Origin of the sequence: Acidipropionibacterium virtanenii, assembly GCF_003325455.1 — a bacterium.
GTDB classification, from domain to species: domain Bacteria; phylum Actinomycetota; class Actinomycetes; order Propionibacteriales; family Propionibacteriaceae; genus Acidipropionibacterium; species Acidipropionibacterium virtanenii.
Genome location: NZ_CP025198.1, coordinates 3231476 through 3246865, shown reverse-complemented (window position 1 = coordinate 3246865; position 15390 = coordinate 3231476). Strand labels below are relative to the sequence as shown.

The following is a 15390-nucleotide window of genomic DNA, read 5'->3' as shown; positions in this document are numbered from 1 at the left end:
GAGAATCCGTCACGAGTAGATGAGCGGCCGCGGCACGGGTTCCGGTGGTCATGAGAGAATCCGCTGGTGGGGGGTGACCGGCCGTCGGTCGCCGACGGTGCCGAGGAGGCCCTGTGAGCGTGAAGCCAGCGAGGCCGGCGACCCGTACCGATGTGGCGAGGCTTGCGGGCGTCTCGACGACGGTCGTCAGCTATGTCATCAATGACGGTCCCCGCCGCGTCACGTCGCGGACCAGACAGCGCGTCCTGGATGCGATCGAGCGTCTGGGCTACCGGCCGAATGCGAATGCCCGGGCGTTGAAGACGGGGGAGACCGGCCTGATCGGGATGGTGGTGCCCGAAGTGGTCAATGCGTACTTTGCCGAGTTCATCCAGGCGCTGGACCGGGCGGCGCAGACGATGGGGAGCTCCATCCTGCTGGGAATCACCTATGAGGAGGCCGGCAGGGAGGAGCGGGCGGTGCGGTCGCTGGTGGATCGCGGCGTGGACAGCCTGATCTACCAGGTCGATCTCGCCGACCAGCGGCTGTACCAGCTGGGCGGCGGGGATCTGCCGCGCGTGCTGCTGGACCGGTCGGACGTCGTGCCCGGGATGGCGACGGTGGGCGCGGACACGGAGGCCGGGGCGAGGGCCGCCGTGGAGCATCTGGTGTCGCACGGCCACGAGCGGATCGGCTACGTCGGATCACCGATGGCCGGCCGAAAGGTGGATCTGCGCCGCGTGGTCTGGGACGAGGTGCTGCGCGAGCACGGGTTGCCGGGGGTGCCGCCGGCTCTGACGAGTTGGAATCGCGAGGGCGGCTACCGGGGGGCGAGGGAGCTGATGGCCTCCGATGAGCCTCCGACGGCAATCTTCGCGGGATCGGACCTCATCGGAGTGGGGGTGCTGCGCGCCCTGCACGAACTGGGGATGGACGTGCCCGGCGATGTCGCGGTGGTGAGCTTCGACGGGACCGCGGAATCGGCGTACTCGTGGCCGCCGCTCACCGCCGTGCGCCAGCCCTTCGAGGAGATGGCCCGGCGGGCTCTGGAGGTGCTGTCCGAGCGGGGGGAGGCGCCGGGGAGCAGCGTGTTCCCGATGCAGTTGATCGTGAGGGGATCGTGCGGATGCCAGGGGTGAGGTCGGGAGGCAGGGGGCTCACTGCCTCCCAGGAATCATCGCCGCCGCGCCTGGACCGCCTCGACGATCGCCAGGATCAGGGCGACAAGACCACCCTGGATGGCCAGGGCGCCGGTGACGGTGGCGATCACTTCCACCACCGGCTCGGGGATGCTGAAGATCTGGAGCGGCGCCGGGACGTTCCCTTGGTCGGTGGCGTCGCCGATGCAGAACGGCAGGATGACGGAGCCGATGTAGTGCAGGAGCAGCGGCCAGCAGGTGAGCGGGCCCACCTGCTGGGTGCCCAGGGCCTTGGCGCGGCTGCGGACAGCCACCAGAATGGCGACCTCGACGATCACGATGACGGGGAGCGCGTACAGGGCGAACAGGAACCCCCACCCTTGACGGGTGACCAGCAGCAGGAGCGGCAGGACGATGATCGCCGGGATCAGGCACCAGTAGAGGGTGCCGCGCCAGGCATGCGCCGGCCGGGTCGGCCGTTGCGGTGTGGTGGCCTGGTAGCCGCTCATTGGCGTCTCCTCATTCGCGTCCAGACAGGTTATCGCCAGCCGCGTCGCAGCGGATCCGCCCCTTCTCCGGCCGGGCTGTGACCAGGAATCACCATTCGGTGGGGGTCGTCGTCTCCTGGAGGACGAAACACCCCGTTGAGTGGTGATTCCGTGGCGTCAGTGGATCACCGGCGCCACGTAGTGACAGGCGACGTGACCGGCCCGGTCCGGGTACAGGGAGTTGAACGCCGCTCGGAAGGCCACCGGGTCGAAGGCCGCCCGAAGTGGTCGGTGCCCTCCAGAGCAGGTCTATTGCCCGCGGCAGCGTCATGGCGTACCGTGTGGGCTACACCTACCGTTACGACGGAGCGGGTAGAGGGCCTTGGAACCCCAGCCGGACGACTGGATCCAGGGCCTTTCGTTCACTCCGGAGGCAGCGAGGACGGTGTGGCACCTGAGTAGATGATGCGTGCGCGCAGGGGGTCCAGAAAGGTCGGGTCACCCCGCCGGTCGGCGTTGACGGCTCCGAGGATAGCGTCTGCGACCCAGAGCAATGGTTCGTCACCACCACGGCAGTGCCTGATTCGAATCCTCCTGTCGAGACTCGAATTCTGAAGCGCAACGATGTGCGCCCTGTCCTGCTTGTCCTGATGAGGAGAACGAGTCTCGAGAACAAGATCGAATGCCCCGAGTCCGACGAGCTCCACATACAGGCATTCCAAGCACTTTCTCCGGAACCTCTCTGTCTTCGGGCTTGGTTCGCTGATGTGGCTGATGATCGCAGACATGTGCTCGAGTGAGGCCAGAGTCTCAACTATGCGCGCTCGAGAGCGAAGGCTCTCAGCTGTCCAGTGCAGCTTCTTCTGTCCGGGTCTGAGTAGTGGAGCGAGGGTGTCGCGTGCTGCTTCTGTGTCGGTGCTTCCGACCACGACTGCGCAGACCAGGTACTCCTGCCGATTATTGGGGCGACCTGAGGAGGACTCGTCTATGTATGCGCAGTAATGGGACTGATCCACGGAGAAGAGTATAGCGACAACGGCTGATGATCCTGCATTCATCAAAGCGCCGGTTTGCGTCTGTATTCGGGCCAAAAGTGAGGGGCGTTGAGAGGTGCGATTGGACGTCGTCTTCGTAAGGTCCAGCGCCCGCAGTGACGTCCTGAGGAGAGCCGGGCCAGCCCATCCTGACACCTGCGCTCCCTCGATGGGGCCCGGCATCGCCGGATCGGCCGACGGGCTGGAGGTGAGGACTCCGTCCGGCATCGAGAAGGTGGTGGCCGACACCGTCATCACCACCACCGGCTACGCCTCGTACCGGCAGTTGTGGGAGGCGATCGACGGTTCGCCGGTGCCGAAGCATCTGCTGGATGATGCCCGCCGGGTCTCGAACATTGTGTGCGATCTGGGACGCCTACGAGGTGGCCTCGAACATCTGATCCCGGGCAGGGCCCTTGGCATGGGACGAGAATCCCGCTCAACGGAGGCCCCCGGCGCGTTCGGGACGAAGATCCCCGTTGACCGGGAATCTCGTCTCGTTGTGGCCGGTTGCGCCCAAGTGGGATGTCGCGAGACTCGTGGTCGCGGAGACGGGAGGACCACATCGGTGACTCTTCCCGGCTCTTGGCCCTCCCGGACGCTCGCTCGGAGTGGCGGCGTCGGTGCTGCGGAGAACCAACAAAATTCAAATCGTGTCGGGGGTCACAAGACCGTGGATCGCACTGATCATTGAAGTATGAGAGATATGAGAGGCAAGAGGTTCAGCGAGACTGACGTGATTCTTTCGACCTACGGGCCGATCGAGAGGTTGTGGCTTCGACGAACGAACGCGTCCCTGGTGAGCCGCCATGAGGAGGAGATGCGATCTCCGAGTGAGATGTCAGTTGCCATTGACGTGATGCGGAGGCTGGGCTCCGACGTAACCTCACGCACGTCCACGGCCCTCTGGAAGATGGCCGCTGTTCTTGTCGCTCTTCTGACGACGGTGGTGACGACTGCATCCATGGGCGTGTGGTCGCTATCAGACCTGACGTTCCTGATCGGCATCGTGCTCGTCATGGCCGTGGTTGCCACAGCTCCAGTCATCAGTGGATTCAGCCCGGTGTCACACATGACGCGAGAGGTTCTGCAGCATCGATATGAGCGATGAGCCAGAAGTTGAGCCCGGGCATCGAACTGCCTCAGACGAGTCGGCAAGATCCGATCAGGCTGTCAGCTTCACCGCGAACAGGTCGTGTCGGGCCTTCGACTGCCAGAAGCCCAGGTGTGTGTAGAAGCGCTCGGCCTCTTCGTCAATGGCTTCGGCGACGAGGGCGCGAGCGCCGAGCACGCGGGCGCCCGCCTGCGCATTCTGCAGGGCGTCGGCGACGAGGTCACGTCCCAGACCGGTACCGCGTGCTTTGGTGGACACGGCCAGTCGGCCCAGAAGGACCACCGATATCGGGTCTGGTGCGTTACGCGCGAGCCATCCTCCGCCGACGTCGCCGTGCACGACCGACCATGCGGCCAGACTGTAGAACCCCGCGATCTCACCAGCGTCCAGATCGATGCTGACGTAGGTGCGCGAATCCCCCGAGCGCTCGTTGCGCAGAGCCCGGCCTGCCAGCCACATGTTCAGGGCCTCGCTGGCACATTCGAAACCGGCAACGGGGTCCTCGGGGCGGATCGGTCGCGGCTTGCCGGGTCTCACGATCTCGGCTTGCCCCAGGCCGGTGTGTGCCCTCGCAGGGCCGCGAGCTCGGGGTTGTCGGGACGGTCGAGGACGTCGAGGAAATCCTCCCAGGCCTCGTGAGAGAGCCGGATTTGGTGGGCCTCCAGGACGTCGCGACGTGCCGCGGGCACCACCAGCCCGAGGACGTAATCGGTCAGATTCGTCCCTGCCAGTGATGCGGCCTCGTCGAGAAGTGCGCGCGTCTCCTGCGGGAGGCGTAGGTCGAGGCGCGCGTCCCTGGGGGATTCGGCAGCGGTACTCATGCAGGTAAGTGTACGGAGCTGGTCCGTACGTATCAATGGGTAGCAATCAGAGGGCGCCTTCCCTGATGGCGAGCTGGGGTCAGGAGTCCTTCCTCCTGCCCTTGATGATCGTGACGTCGCCCAGGCCGACAAGAGCTGGGCCTCTGCGCCGACCTGACTCAGGACGGCGAGGAAGTCCTCAACGCTCATGAGGCATCCTCGGCGCTGGAGGGCTCACTCCAGCCGCGCCGAGAAGTCCGGTCTTTCCATGCGTCAGATGGTACGAATCTGAGTGGTGCATCGGGAAGTACCGGAGGACGCCAGTTCTGAGAACGCCCCGGCGGCGGATGGCGCTCATGCCCACTGCCATTCAGGGGTTCAGCCGAGGTCAGTGGCACCAGTGAGTGCGTCATAGGCGCGGTGCTTGTCGATGCGAAGGTGATGACATGGGAGAGGTAGTCCGGGGCGTCCTCGTCGAGCACCATCGGGACGTCCCCGGCCCGGGCGAGCATGGCCCAGGCCCACGGGATCCATTCCTGCCAGTCTGGATAGCTCAGTGTCTGCTTGACTGCGATACGCACGTCCACGGGGATCTGAACTTCAGCCTGCACGTCGGTGTCCATGACTGGATCATGTCCGGGGCCTCCGACAGTTTCGGGAGGCGTTCGGCGAGGTCGTAGACGTGGGTTCGGCTCATGCGCGGTTGAGCGCATCGGCGCTGATGTACACGCCGCGGCGGCGGAAGGCGGATGGAGACTGCAGGTTGGCTTCGGCGTAGAAGGCTGGCGACTGGGACGGATACCAGCGCTCGGTGCGCCGACTTGGATCCGACGCCCAGGCAGGTGCTGTCCATCCGTCCCGAGAGGCCAGGTGTTCGGCCAGGGCCGCGAAGGCTGCGTCGAGCTCGTCAGCGCCGGTGCGTCGCGGTTCCCGCTCGAAGATGCGGGCGCCCAACGCGGTGCCGCCTCGACGGACCGCCGAGTTGTAGTCGTCGAGGGTCTGGAGGATTCCGAAGCGCCAGCCTGAGTTCAGCGACTCGCCCCGGGCGATCATGCGAGCCACCTCGGTAGCCTCATCGGCGGCGTCATGCGGTAGTCCTGTTCCGTATACGGCCGCCCAGTCGGGATCCGGCTTGGCCGTAGCGCGTGCGATGAGCTCACCCACCGTCATCTTGGTGCCCTTGAACGCCATAGCCCTCTCCTCCCTCCTGCCCTCCAGCGTACTGAACCGGGCGGAAACAGGTCTGTATGTCGCGACCGTCCCGTAAGGATGCGGGCGAGGCTGCCCCGGCGGCGAGGCGAGGAGGTGCGGGGTCAGCGGTTCCGGCGTTCTGGGAATGCAGCCTCGATGATGTCGATGAGTTCGCCAGCACGCGCGCTGTCCAGCTGGATGCTCTGGCTCATTTTCGGTTGGCTTGCTCGTTGGTCGGAACCGAATGTGCTCAGGTGAAGCAACCGGGCTCCGCCCGAGCTGACAATCCGGTGCTGGCAGTCAACCTCCGTCGGGTGCACCTTGACGTTCTGCTTCGAATCCATGAAAGCGCGGATCCGGGCTATGATCCCGTCCTCGTGTTGTGAGCGTGTAGTTGAACTGTAGAGCGGCTCTGGCCTTCGTCGACGAGGTTTGACGCCTCGGCGGCCAGGCAGGAATTTGGCTGCCTGACTGCCTCAGCTACTCCAGGCTGGGCGACGTCAGGCGCACCCATCGTGATGTGTCCCTGCTCCCAGGATCTTGTTCCTGTCCGTGGGAGCTGGGATGCTTGCCTGCACAGGCGATGAGGAGGGGCCATGACCGCGCGCGTCGATGTGCCACGACCCGTCCTGGAGTGGGCACAGAAGCGCAGTCGCCGTGCTCCGGAGGCGATGAGGAAGAAGTTCCGTGACTGGGACCGGTGGCTTGTGGGCGAGGCCCGGCCGACGGTGAATCAGGCGCAGGATCTCGCGGAGTTCACCCATGTCCCATTTGGGATGCTCATGCTGCCTGAACCTCCGGAGGAGCGTCTTCCGATCCCGGATTTCCGCTCGGGGCCAGAGGCACACCGCGAACCGAGTCAGGAACTGCTGCAGACTGTGTATCTCGCGCAGAGCCGGCAGGCTTGGTTCGAGGACTACTTGGTGCGGATCGGGGCAGAGCCTGTCGAGTTCGTCGGATCCGCGAGAGGAATGTCCGCCGACCAGGCAGCGGCCCTGATCTCTGATGCCTTGGATTACGGCCCGGAGGATCGATCTGCGCTCAGAGACGCGAACGGAGCGAGGAAGTACCTCGTCCAGACGTTCGAGAGCCTTGGTGGGCTGGTGTCGGTGTCTTCCATGGTGGGGAACGACACCCACAGGCCACTTGACCGAGAAGAGTTCAGGGGGTTCGCGCTCCATAGCGATCTGGCTCCGTACGTGTTCGTGAATGCCAAGGACACCAAGCCCGGTCAGGTGTTCTCTCTCCTCCACGAGTTCGCGCACGTCTGGCGAGGTGAGACAGGACTCAGCGACGCCGAGGCGATGATCGCCGAGGACAGGTCTCCGGTTGAGAAGTGGTGCGACCAGGTTGCGGCCGAGGTCGCCGTCCCACGTAGAGATCTGGTGGCAAGAGCGGATCTGAGAGCGGATCTCACAGAGGAGCTCGAATGCCTTGCAGACTTCTACAAGTGCTCCACATTGGTGGTGCTGCTCCAGATGCGAGCTGCCAAGCTGCTGCCGCGTGAAGGCTTCGACCTGCTGTACGAGCAGGAGGTCAGCCGACTCATGGGCTTCATCGCGGAGAAGACTGCTTCCAAGGGTGGGAGCTTCTACAGCAACCAGCCGCTGCGGATCGGCGAACGACTCTCACAGGCATTAATCAGTGACACCAAGAGGGGCGAGACCCCACTCCCCGATGTGATGCGCCTCATGGGTCTCGGATCTGTGAAGGGCTTCGACAAATACGCCGACCGACTCGAGGGGCAGCTGCCCCTCGATCACCGTGAAGGAGGTGCGTACGCTGCGAGTACATGATTCTGAATAACTTGCGATTATGTATCTGAAGTGAGTGCCTTCTCGAATTCGCGCCGAACCTTTTGAAGTTCTCGCTTGGAAGAGATATCGAGGATGTCGTATATGTTCCAGACTTGGAACGCGCGAAAGCGTGGAAGCCACAGCCCGATATTTCGAATTTCGAAATAGTCGGTAAAGTCCAAGAGTGAGTATCCCAGCAACTGAAAGAGAGCCTTCCGAATCCATGAATTGGTAAGGTTCTTGGTAGTCTTGCAGTCGATGAGAGTATCATCGATGATCCAGTCAGCATCCGCGCCTCCGACGCATCCACTACCGCTGAATATGGGGTTGGGTTCGTATGGCGCTCCGGATACAATCCTCTTCCGCCACTCAGAGATCTGCTCTTCAGCGTCAATTCTAAGGGCTTGAAGGTCCGAGAGTTGGACTGGGTCAATGACATCGATCAGATTGCCGCCGGAATTCACAACTTCGACGAACTGATGACCGAATCGACTCTCCATGACAGTTGGAATGGCGTTTCGACGCATGCTCTCACACCAAGCGAATATGATTGCGGCGGTGTCACGGCCGACGGGGTCGTTGCTCGCGTAGAGGTACTCTGCTTCTTGGAAGGTCCTAGTTAGCTCCTTTGCTAACTTGTTGCCACCCTCTGTATGCGGGCAGCTAGAACAGAATATGCTGAGGCCACGGTATGCGACCGTATCCCTCGGGTAAAGGACGTCAAGCATCATTCGTGCTCGGTAATCAAAAGCTGTGCCGATAAGAGTAGAGTGACTCGTAAGGCTTGTGACACTCGGGGGTACCGAAACAACGACATCATGAGACTTGAGGCGGTCGAAGTGCAAGGCTGCGGCTGCGTTCCGTCCGGCTGCGCCTCGAGTTCCAGCATCTGCCAGGATTGGAGCGTGGCCATGAAGGAACCGGTAAGCGCGAGACGTACTGTCTTTCAATTCTTGAGTCAGGGACATTCAATCTCCTTAAGGTGAGGGCCGTCCAATAGTGTCTGCTTCGCTTCTTTTTAAGGGCCTCGTCGAGATGATTGTGAAGAACATTCCTCAGTAGACCTCGATTATTAGTCAGCACCTGGAAATTCGCTACCGTCGATAGAGCAGAGTTCGCCGATGTGTCGCTCAGACCGCTTCACTGCCGAGGAACTGGATCTCCTCCGGGTCCTCGTCGATGACCTCAGCCTCGGTCGGCTGGTCAACGATCACCGCCTTGCCGATCGCCTCCTCGATCATTGAGACCAACGAAGCCTGCCGCGCAGTCATGAAGTCCTCAAACTTGTCAGCACGAAGGAGGCCGGGATCGATGAGGTGGGTCCGGAGGCGCTCATCAAGGACACCATCCGGATCAGCCCACTCCACAGAGAACTCCGACTTGAGCTTCGCCAGGTAGGAGCTGGGCGCCACACCGCCGATGATCCGGTTCGTCCGAGCAGAGATCGGCGTCTTGTTGATGATCGAGTCGTAGACCGTGGCCGGGATGCCCTGCTTCTTGCACCAGTCCTTCGGGAAGATGTGGTGGATGTCGACGTTGTCGTCGAAAAAGATCGTCTGCGAGAACTCCTGACCCGTACGGAAGTCCTGTGCGTGCTTGCACGTCAGCAGTGCGTTGACGCCCTTGTACGCGGCGGACACCCGCATCCGCATTGTCTCCAGGCGGTCGGCGCGGACGGTCGCCTCATGCACTGTTGTGGGAATGGGCCCGCCGCGGACCCAGGCCACCACCTCAATAAAGTCGCGCGCGATCCGTGTTTCGGTTGATGATCCGTACAGCTCGCCGAACACGCCGTTCCAGTACCACTGTCGGATCTTCTCGGCCGCCGCGGGGGAGCCGGCCTCCTTCCCCAGCTCCGCCAAGATCGCGGCGAGCGGGGCGACTTGGCTCTGGTAGGGGAGATCCTTGACGCGGTAGATCCCCGATCGGACCAGGAACTTCGCAGCCTCCATGAAGCCACGTTCGACGCGGTCCTGGTACTGGAGGTAGGCGGCAAGGGGGAGGTCAAGCAGTGACTGCCGTGTCGCGGAGACTTTCGGCAGTTCTTTGCCTGTCTTTCCGGCGTCGGCTGCCGCATTCCTCACATCGCGGGTGTGGAAGAGCGAGATGGCCTGCATGAAGTCGGTGCTACCCACACCTGAGAGCACGCCCTCCGGCGATGACGGGAGCCGGAGAGCGCTCCGGAACCTGTCTTTCCTGCCGTCGGTGCTCTCCGTGCCGAACCAGTCCTTGCGCAGCTCGTGGCCATCGGCCGCGTACATGGCGGTGATCAATTCGAAAGCGTCCAGTGGCTTGCCGCCGGTATTGACCTTCTCGAAGACGACGCACACGGCCTCTTTGCTGGTGGAGGCGTCCAGTGCGATTACCGGAATGAGGTAATCCTCGAAACTCTTGATCACGCCGGCGTTGAATGCCAGCATCTGCTCATTCTGGGCGGGGAAGGCCTCGAGGTTCTTCATCGAGTGCTGGACGAACTCTCCGTACCAACTGCTCCAGTCCAAGACCTGATTGAGGGGATACATCCAGTTCTCGAACTCCTTCTCCCGCGACGAGAGGTCCAGTTCGACGGTTCGCCCGAAGTTGGAGGTGATGAGCCGGCTCTCAGGGACGCTGACGACCGCTTCGTCACGGTCGACGGTCGGGTCCAGACACTTCTTGATATCGAGGTAGAACCACCTCTTGACCTTCTGACGCCGTGGCGTGATGGTCTCGACGACCTCCTTGCGCGCCATGACCTGGTAGAGCGAGGTGAGGCGCTGCTGGCCGTCGAGCAGCAGTTCGGAGGGGTCCTCCGACGGCTCCGGTGAGCCCTCAAGGCGCCGTGGCCTGAAGGCCACCGATCCGCCGGTCTTGAGCGTCATGATGGCGCCGACGGGGAAGCCCCGCGAGATCGAGGCGATGAGGCTGCGGATGCGCTCCTCGTCCCACACCCAGCTGCGCTGGAAGTCCGGGAGCTGCAGTTTGCCCTTTCGTGCGTCACCTAACAACTCCGTGAGGTGGCGGGGGCTGGCATCAAAGCTGGTCTTGGCCTCAGGCATGTCGATACCATATCGGCGCCTGCTGACGTCTTCACAAGGGTCACGGGAATCCTCCCGGCAGGGATGGTCTGTCGGTGAGTGATCTGGGATAGTCAACGGCGCAGAGCCACGTACCCGGATTCAGGCGTACAGGGCCGGTGACGTCATCTGACTCGAGCTGGTCGGGCAGCGCGAAGGCCAGGCCCCACGAAACCGCAGGTGTCCTGGCCTTTACTTCCCCAACCCGGCAGGGCCCCGGAAAAGTCGCGTCTCCTCCCTGTGGTGTTGTTGTGTTCAGAGTGTGAGGAGCATGTTGCAAGTGGCGAGTGGGTCCCAGGCGGCCTGACGGGTGGCTTGGGCCATGTTGGTGGCCCCGGTCAGCCGGTGGATGCTGATGGCCAGGTTGCGCAGGCTGGCCATCACGTGCGGGCCCTGGCCGGTACGGATCTGGCTGCGGTCCTCGTCGAACGTGACGTCGCGGACCCAATGGAGCCGGTTCTCCACGCCCCAGTGACCCCGGATCCAGGTCGTGATCCGGGCCGGGGAGGCGGCCGGCAGCCTTGCGGAGGTGATCAGGTAGACCACCTCGACGGTCTTCTTGCCGCCCCTGGTGGAGATCCGGCGCAGCTGGGCGATCTGGGAGGCGCCGGGGAACCCCAGATCGCGGGGGGCCTGGATCACCTTCAAGCTCCGCCGTGTGCGGCGACCGTGGAGCTTCTCCACGCTCACGTGGCCGACGGGAACGTGCTTCCAGGGCTGGCCGGCCAGTCTCCTCAACAGGGTGGGCTGGTTGGACTTGACGGTGAACACGTAGTCCGCCCCGGCGGCCAGGATCGCGGTCGCGGAGGCGGTCTGGGTGTGCAGCGCGTCGGCGGTGATCACCGCCCCGGCGGCCCGAGAGCCCAGGGCGGCGATCATGGCGGGCAGGGCGGGGATCTCGTTGGACTTGGCCTGGACCTCCTCCTGGGCCACGACCGTGCCGGAGGCGTGGTCGAGGCCGGCGACCAGATGGCGGGCCCGCTGGGTGGTTGAGCGGGAGCCCCGCAGTGTCTTGCCGTCGACCGCGATGACCCGGCGCCCCTCGACGGTGGTGGTGCGGGTCCAGGCGTACAGGCACAACTCGGCGTCCAGCATCGCGGCGTCGATGCGCGCGAAGAGTTTGCGCAGGGTGGATTCGCCGGGGGCCGATCTCAGCCCGAACTCCTCCAGCGCCGCGGCGGTCAGTCTGGCGGCCCATTCGCCGGTGGCGGTGAATCCCCGGCAGCCGGCCATCGCCGCTGAGACCGCGACCAGAAGCAGTCCTGGCAAGGGGTATCGCTTGCCGCGGGGTTTGCGGGGGTCGGGGATACGGGCCAGGTGATCGGCCAGCCGGGCATCGGGTGGGGGCGTGTCAAGGGTGCGTGCAGACACTGCGCTGGGAGAGGATGGCATCGCGGGCGGGGTCCTTATGGCTGGACGGGTTGTAGGAGTACTTCCATCCAATCCATGGCGGCCTCGCCCGCCCACCAGACACGCCGAACCTGGCTCAACCCCTAGTCACAGCACACACGACCGACTTTTCCGGAGCCCTGCCCAACCCGGCGGGCGGGGGCTCATTCACTATGGAAGCGCGTTCGCTGGCTGTAGTCAAGGAGTTGGCGGCCGGAGTCCACAGGGGCCCGGCGACGGTGACTGGATGCGCACATCCGCCCGCACCACCCGCGATTCTGCGCGCCTCCCCGCGCCCCAGCCCGTCTGCCACTATGCTCGCGGTCGTCTAACAGCGCTGTTCACAAGGGGAGTCGATGACCGCTACTGACCTCAACGTCGCACCGGGGTCAATCGTCCTGGTCCGAGACGAGGAGTGGCTGGTCAACTCGGTGGAGCAGACCACGGACGGCCAGCTTCTCCACGTCACCGGCATGTCCGAACTGGTCAAGGGCACCACGGCCAGCTTCTACCCCAGCATCGACACCGAAGCCAGCACTCTCGACCCCCACGACGCCACCGTCATCGCCGACGACTCCTCCCACTACCGCAAGGCCCGCCTCTGGCTGGAGTCCACGATCCGGCGCACCGCCACCCCGCTCACCGACACCACGCTGACGGTTTCCCACGGCGCCCTGGCAGACGAGCTCCCGTACCAGACGTCGGCAGTCGCGAAAGCTCTCGACCCCTCCAGGCTTCGCACCAGAATCCTCCTGGCGGACGCCGTCGGGCTCGGCAAGACCCTCGAGATCGGCATGATCCTCTCCGAACTCATCCGGCGCGGCCGCGGGGAACGCATCCTCATCGTCTGCCCCCGCCACGTCCTGGAGCAGACCCAGAACGAGATGTGGTGCCGATTCGACATCCCCTTCGTCCGCCTCGACTCGCTGGGCGTCCAGCGGGTCCGCCAGAAGATCCCGGCCAACCGCAACCCGTTCACCTACTACAAACGGGTCATCATCTCAATCGACACCCTCAAGCAGGACCGCTTCGCCACCGATCTGCGCAAGCACCATTGGGACGCCGTCGTCATCGACGAGTCGCACAACGTCACCAATTCCTCCTCCAAGAACAACCAGCTGGCCACCGTCCTCGCCCCGAACACCGACTCCCTGATCCTCGCCTCGGCCACCCCGCACAACGGCAAACCGGAATCCTTCGCTGAGCTCATCCGGCTCCTGGAACCCACTGCCGTCACCCCGGCGGGCGAACTCAACGCGGCAGACGTCAAGAGGCTCGTCGTCCGACGCCATCGCAACTCCCCGGAGGTCGCCTCCACCGTCGGCGGCGAATGGGCCGAACGCCTCGACCCCAACAACGAGCTGATCACAGCCTCTCCGCAGGAGGACGCCGTCGCCACAGAGCTCGCCGAGGTCTGGCTTCATCCCGAATCCGGCGTCTCCCCCTACTCAGGCCAGAAGACCGTCGGCCTGTTCCCCTGGACCCTCGCCAAGGCCTTCCTCTCCTCCCCGGCCGCCCTGCGCGACAGCATTGCCAATCGGCTGGATCCACACAACAAATTGGAGAGCAATCGGCCGAATGCGACCGAGGTCAAGGCATTGAATCGGCTGGCCGATCTCAATGTCGCCACTTTCGACCATTCAGCGAAGTACGACGCCCTGGTCAGCTACCTCAAGAAGATCGGCATCAAGAAGACCTCAAGGGAACGCGCGGTTGTCTTCTCCGAACGCGTCCCCACCCTCCACTGGCTTCAGGAGAAGCTCACCAAGGACCTCAAACTCAAGCCCGATCAGGTCCAGATCCTCCACGGCGGCATGACCGACGTCGACCAGCAGAGCATCGTGGAGAGTTTCAAACAGTCCAACAGCCCCATCCGCGTCCTGGTCACCGGAGACGTCGCCTCCGAGGGCGTCAACCTGCACCTCCAGTGCCACGAGCTCATCCACTACGACATCCCGTGGTCGCTCATCCGCATCGAGCAGCGCAACGGCCGCATCGACCGCTACGGCCAGCGCCACCGCCCGCAGATCACCACCCTCCTGCTCAACCCGAGCACCGAGACGTGGGGTGGTGACGTCGGTGTCCTGTCCAAACTCCTCGACAAGGAGGAGAAGGCACACGAGGCCCTGGGTGACGCCGCCTCCCTGATGGGCGAGTACTCGGCCACTGCCGAGGAGAACGCCATCCGCGACGTCCTGGCCCACAAACGCGAGTTCGACGACGTCGTCAAGGATCCCGAGGAGCTCGACGCCGATCCTGCGGACTCCCTGACGGCCTGGCTCGACGCGATCGGCGCCGGCGAGACCCCCGCACCCGCGGCACCCACCACCCGGAACACCACGACCACAGATCCGCTGTATCTCACCGACGCCGACTTCCTCCGCGACGCCGTCGACGACTACTACGGCAAAAATCAGGCCCAGAAGCCCGGCGAGGGCAATTCCGGCGGCATCAACTGGAAAGAGTTCCCCGAGGACCACCTCATCGAATTCACTCCGCCGGCCGATCTCAAAACCCGCCTGGAAGTGCTCCCCGACTCCTACCTCAAGGACCGTCGCGTCCTCACTGACATCAAACTCGCCACCAACAGCACCGAGGCGAACAAGCTGCTGCGAGCCGCCCTCAATGACGAGAACGGCTCCTCCTGGCCCGAGGCCCACTACCTGGGCCCCCTCCACCCGGTCCTCGACTGGGCCGCGGACCGCTGCCTGGCGGCACTCTCCCGCAACCAGGTCTTCGCGGTGAGGGGCGACGTCGACGTCCCGACGGTGCTCGCCCTCGGCACGGTGACCAACAAGCGCGGCCAGGTGGTCTGCGCGGTCTGGATGTCGGTTCCCCACAACCCCGACGACCCCTTCGCCTCCCTCGCAACAGCCCAGCCGCACGACTCCAGCGCCGACATGTTGCGTGCGGTCGGCTTCGGCCAGAGCCGTAACAATCCCGGCGGTGTCGCCGATGTCGAGAGCCTCCGGAGCCTCATCCCCGAGGCGGTGGTAAAGGCCGAGAAGTATCTCGGTCTGGTGGCCGATTCCATGACGAAGGACACCACGAAGCGCGTCCAGAACTGGAGTCAGCAGGTCGACCAGTGGTCCGCCGCCGCCGACCAGCTCCCCATGCGCACCACCAGCGTGAAACGCCGTCGCGTGGCTGTGGACCGGGAGAAGGCACTCATCGCAGAGATGGTGCCTGATCAGCGGCTGGTCCGCCCATTGCTCGTGGTGGTCCCCGAGAGCACCCCGGCAGCCCAGAACCAGGATGGTGAGTGAGATGGCCTCCAGCGACGCCCTCCGCGTGGTCGAGGACTGGATCAGCGAGCACTACTTCACCTCCGACGCCTCCAACGAGACCTTCCACAAGAGAGTCCTCGAACGCCGCAAGGCCTGGGACGCCTCCGAGGAACCCAC

Annotated in this window: 14 protein-coding genes; 4 read left to right on the top strand and 10 right to left on the bottom strand. The window is 64.1% G+C overall.

Going from position 1 to position 15390, the window contains the following annotated elements:
* The first annotated feature begins 113 nt into the window (after positions 1-113).
* A complete protein-coding gene (locus JS278_RS14930) occupies positions 114-1118 on the top strand; it encodes a LacI family DNA-binding transcriptional regulator (protein WP_245935142.1) in 1005 nt (334 codons plus the stop codon).
* 35 nt (positions 1119-1153) lie between these two features.
* On the opposite strand, the gene JS278_RS14925 is transcribed toward JS278_RS14930, so the two are convergent.
* Positions 1154-1627 carry a hypothetical protein gene (locus tag JS278_RS14925; protein ID WP_114045879.1) on the bottom strand — a complete coding sequence of 158 codons (474 nt, stop codon included), beginning with the start codon at positions 1625-1627 and terminating at the stop codon, positions 1154-1156.
* A gap of 401 nt (positions 1628-2028) precedes the next feature.
* Complete coding sequence (locus JS278_RS15925; RefSeq protein WP_147243245.1) at positions 2029-2622, bottom strand: hypothetical protein; 594 nt, start codon at positions 2620-2622, stop codon at positions 2029-2031.
* Positions 2623-3337: 715 nt separating this feature from the next.
* On the opposite strand from JS278_RS15925, the gene JS278_RS14915 reads away from it, so the two are divergent.
* On the top strand, positions 3338-3751 hold the full coding sequence (locus JS278_RS14915; protein WP_147243244.1) for a hypothetical protein: 414 nt from the start codon (positions 3338-3340) through the stop codon (positions 3749-3751).
* 54 nt (positions 3752-3805) lie between these two features.
* Here the strand turns inward: JS278_RS14915 and JS278_RS14910 are convergent, their stop codons facing one another.
* From JS278_RS14910 to JS278_RS14890, 5 genes are all read right to left on the bottom strand, one after another.
* The gene (locus JS278_RS14910) at positions 3806-4291 is read right to left on the bottom strand and encodes a GNAT family N-acetyltransferase (RefSeq protein WP_114045876.1); all 486 of its coding nucleotides are present in this window, start codon (positions 4289-4291) and stop codon (positions 3806-3808) included.
* Positions 4288-4575: a type II toxin-antitoxin system TacA family antitoxin gene (locus JS278_RS16100; protein WP_181833761.1), complete on the bottom strand. Its 288-nt coding sequence runs from the start codon at positions 4573-4575 to the stop codon at positions 4288-4290. The genes JS278_RS14910 and JS278_RS16100 overlap by 4 nt, the downstream gene beginning before the upstream one ends.
* A 185-nt stretch (positions 4576-4760) precedes the next feature.
* Positions 4761-5177, bottom strand: coding sequence for a hypothetical protein (locus JS278_RS15920; RefSeq protein ID WP_147243243.1), 417 nt, complete (start codon positions 5175-5177; stop codon positions 4761-4763).
* Positions 5178-5247: 70 nt separating this feature from the next.
* Complete coding sequence (locus JS278_RS14895) at positions 5248-5745, bottom strand: hypothetical protein (RefSeq protein WP_114045873.1); 498 nt, start codon at positions 5743-5745, stop codon at positions 5248-5250.
* 122 nt (positions 5746-5867) lie between these two features.
* On the bottom strand, positions 5868-6089 hold the full coding sequence (locus JS278_RS14890; RefSeq protein WP_114045872.1) for a hypothetical protein: 222 nt from the start codon (positions 6087-6089) through the stop codon (positions 5868-5870).
* 252 nt (positions 6090-6341) lie between these two features.
* Between JS278_RS14890 and JS278_RS14885 the strand changes: the two genes are divergently transcribed.
* A complete protein-coding gene (locus tag JS278_RS14885; protein ID WP_220149999.1) occupies positions 6342-7541 on the top strand; it encodes an ImmA/IrrE family metallo-endopeptidase in 1200 nt (399 codons plus the stop codon).
* 17 nt (positions 7542-7558) lie between these two features.
* Here the strand turns inward: JS278_RS14885 and JS278_RS14880 are convergent, their stop codons facing one another.
* The 3 genes from JS278_RS14880 to JS278_RS16505 all read right to left on the bottom strand — a co-directional run bounded on the left by JS278_RS14880 (position 7559) and on the right by JS278_RS16505 (position 11989).
* The gene (locus tag JS278_RS14880) at positions 7559-8272 is read right to left on the bottom strand and encodes a hypothetical protein (RefSeq protein ID WP_114045871.1); all 714 of its coding nucleotides are present in this window, start codon (positions 8270-8272) and stop codon (positions 7559-7561) included.
* Positions 8273-8671: 399 nt separating this feature from the next.
* Positions 8672-10579: a GmrSD restriction endonuclease domain-containing protein gene (locus JS278_RS14875; RefSeq protein ID WP_114045870.1), complete on the bottom strand. Its 1908-nt coding sequence runs from the start codon at positions 10577-10579 to the stop codon at positions 8672-8674.
* Between the two features lie 273 nt (positions 10580-10852).
* Entirely contained in the window at positions 10853-11989 is a 1137-nt protein-coding gene (locus tag JS278_RS16505; protein ID WP_245935063.1) for an ISAs1 family transposase, read from the bottom strand.
* 353 nt (positions 11990-12342) lie between these two features.
* Between JS278_RS16505 and JS278_RS16695 the strand changes: the two genes are divergently transcribed.
* Positions 12343-15252 carry a helicase-related protein gene (locus tag JS278_RS16695; protein WP_114045869.1) on the top strand — a complete coding sequence of 970 codons (2910 nt, stop codon included), beginning with the start codon at positions 12343-12345 and terminating at the stop codon, positions 15250-15252.
* Positions 15253-15390: the final 138 nt, after the last annotated feature.

What these genes read in the sequence shown, in the direction of transcription:
- JS278_RS14875 (WP_114045870.1), bottom strand. Translation starts at nt 10,579, where the DNA reads ATGCCTGAGGCCAAGACCAGCTTTGATGCCAGCCCCCGCCACCTCACG.
- JS278_RS14880 (WP_114045871.1), bottom strand. Translation starts at nt 8,272, where the DNA reads ATGATGCTTGACGTCCTTTACCCGAGGGATACGGTCGCATACCGTGGC.
- JS278_RS16695 (WP_114045869.1), top strand. Translation starts at nt 12,343, where the DNA reads ATGACCGCTACTGACCTCAACGTCGCACCGGGGTCAATCGTCCTGGTC.
- JS278_RS14925 (WP_114045879.1), bottom strand. Translation starts at nt 1,627, where the DNA reads ATGAGCGGCTACCAGGCCACCACACCGCAACGGCCGACCCGGCCGGCG.
- JS278_RS15920 (WP_147243243.1), bottom strand. Translation starts at nt 5,177, where the DNA reads ATGGACACCGACGTGCAGGCTGAAGTTCAGATCCCCGTGGACGTGCGT.
- JS278_RS16100 (WP_181833761.1), bottom strand. Translation starts at nt 4,575, where the DNA reads ATGAGTACCGCTGCCGAATCCCCCAGGGACGCGCGCCTCGACCTACGC.
- JS278_RS16505 (WP_245935063.1), bottom strand. Translation starts at nt 11,989, where the DNA reads ATGCCATCCTCTCCCAGCGCAGTGTCTGCACGCACCCTTGACACGCCC.
- JS278_RS14895 (WP_114045873.1), bottom strand. Translation starts at nt 5,745, where the DNA reads ATGGCGTTCAAGGGCACCAAGATGACGGTGGGTGAGCTCATCGCACGC.
- JS278_RS14915 (WP_147243244.1), top strand. Translation starts at nt 3,338, where the DNA reads ATGAGAGATATGAGAGGCAAGAGGTTCAGCGAGACTGACGTGATTCTT.
- JS278_RS14890 (WP_114045872.1), bottom strand. Translation starts at nt 6,089, where the DNA reads ATGGATTCGAAGCAGAACGTCAAGGTGCACCCGACGGAGGTTGACTGC.
- JS278_RS14885 (WP_220149999.1), top strand. Translation starts at nt 6,342, where the DNA reads ATGACCGCGCGCGTCGATGTGCCACGACCCGTCCTGGAGTGGGCACAG.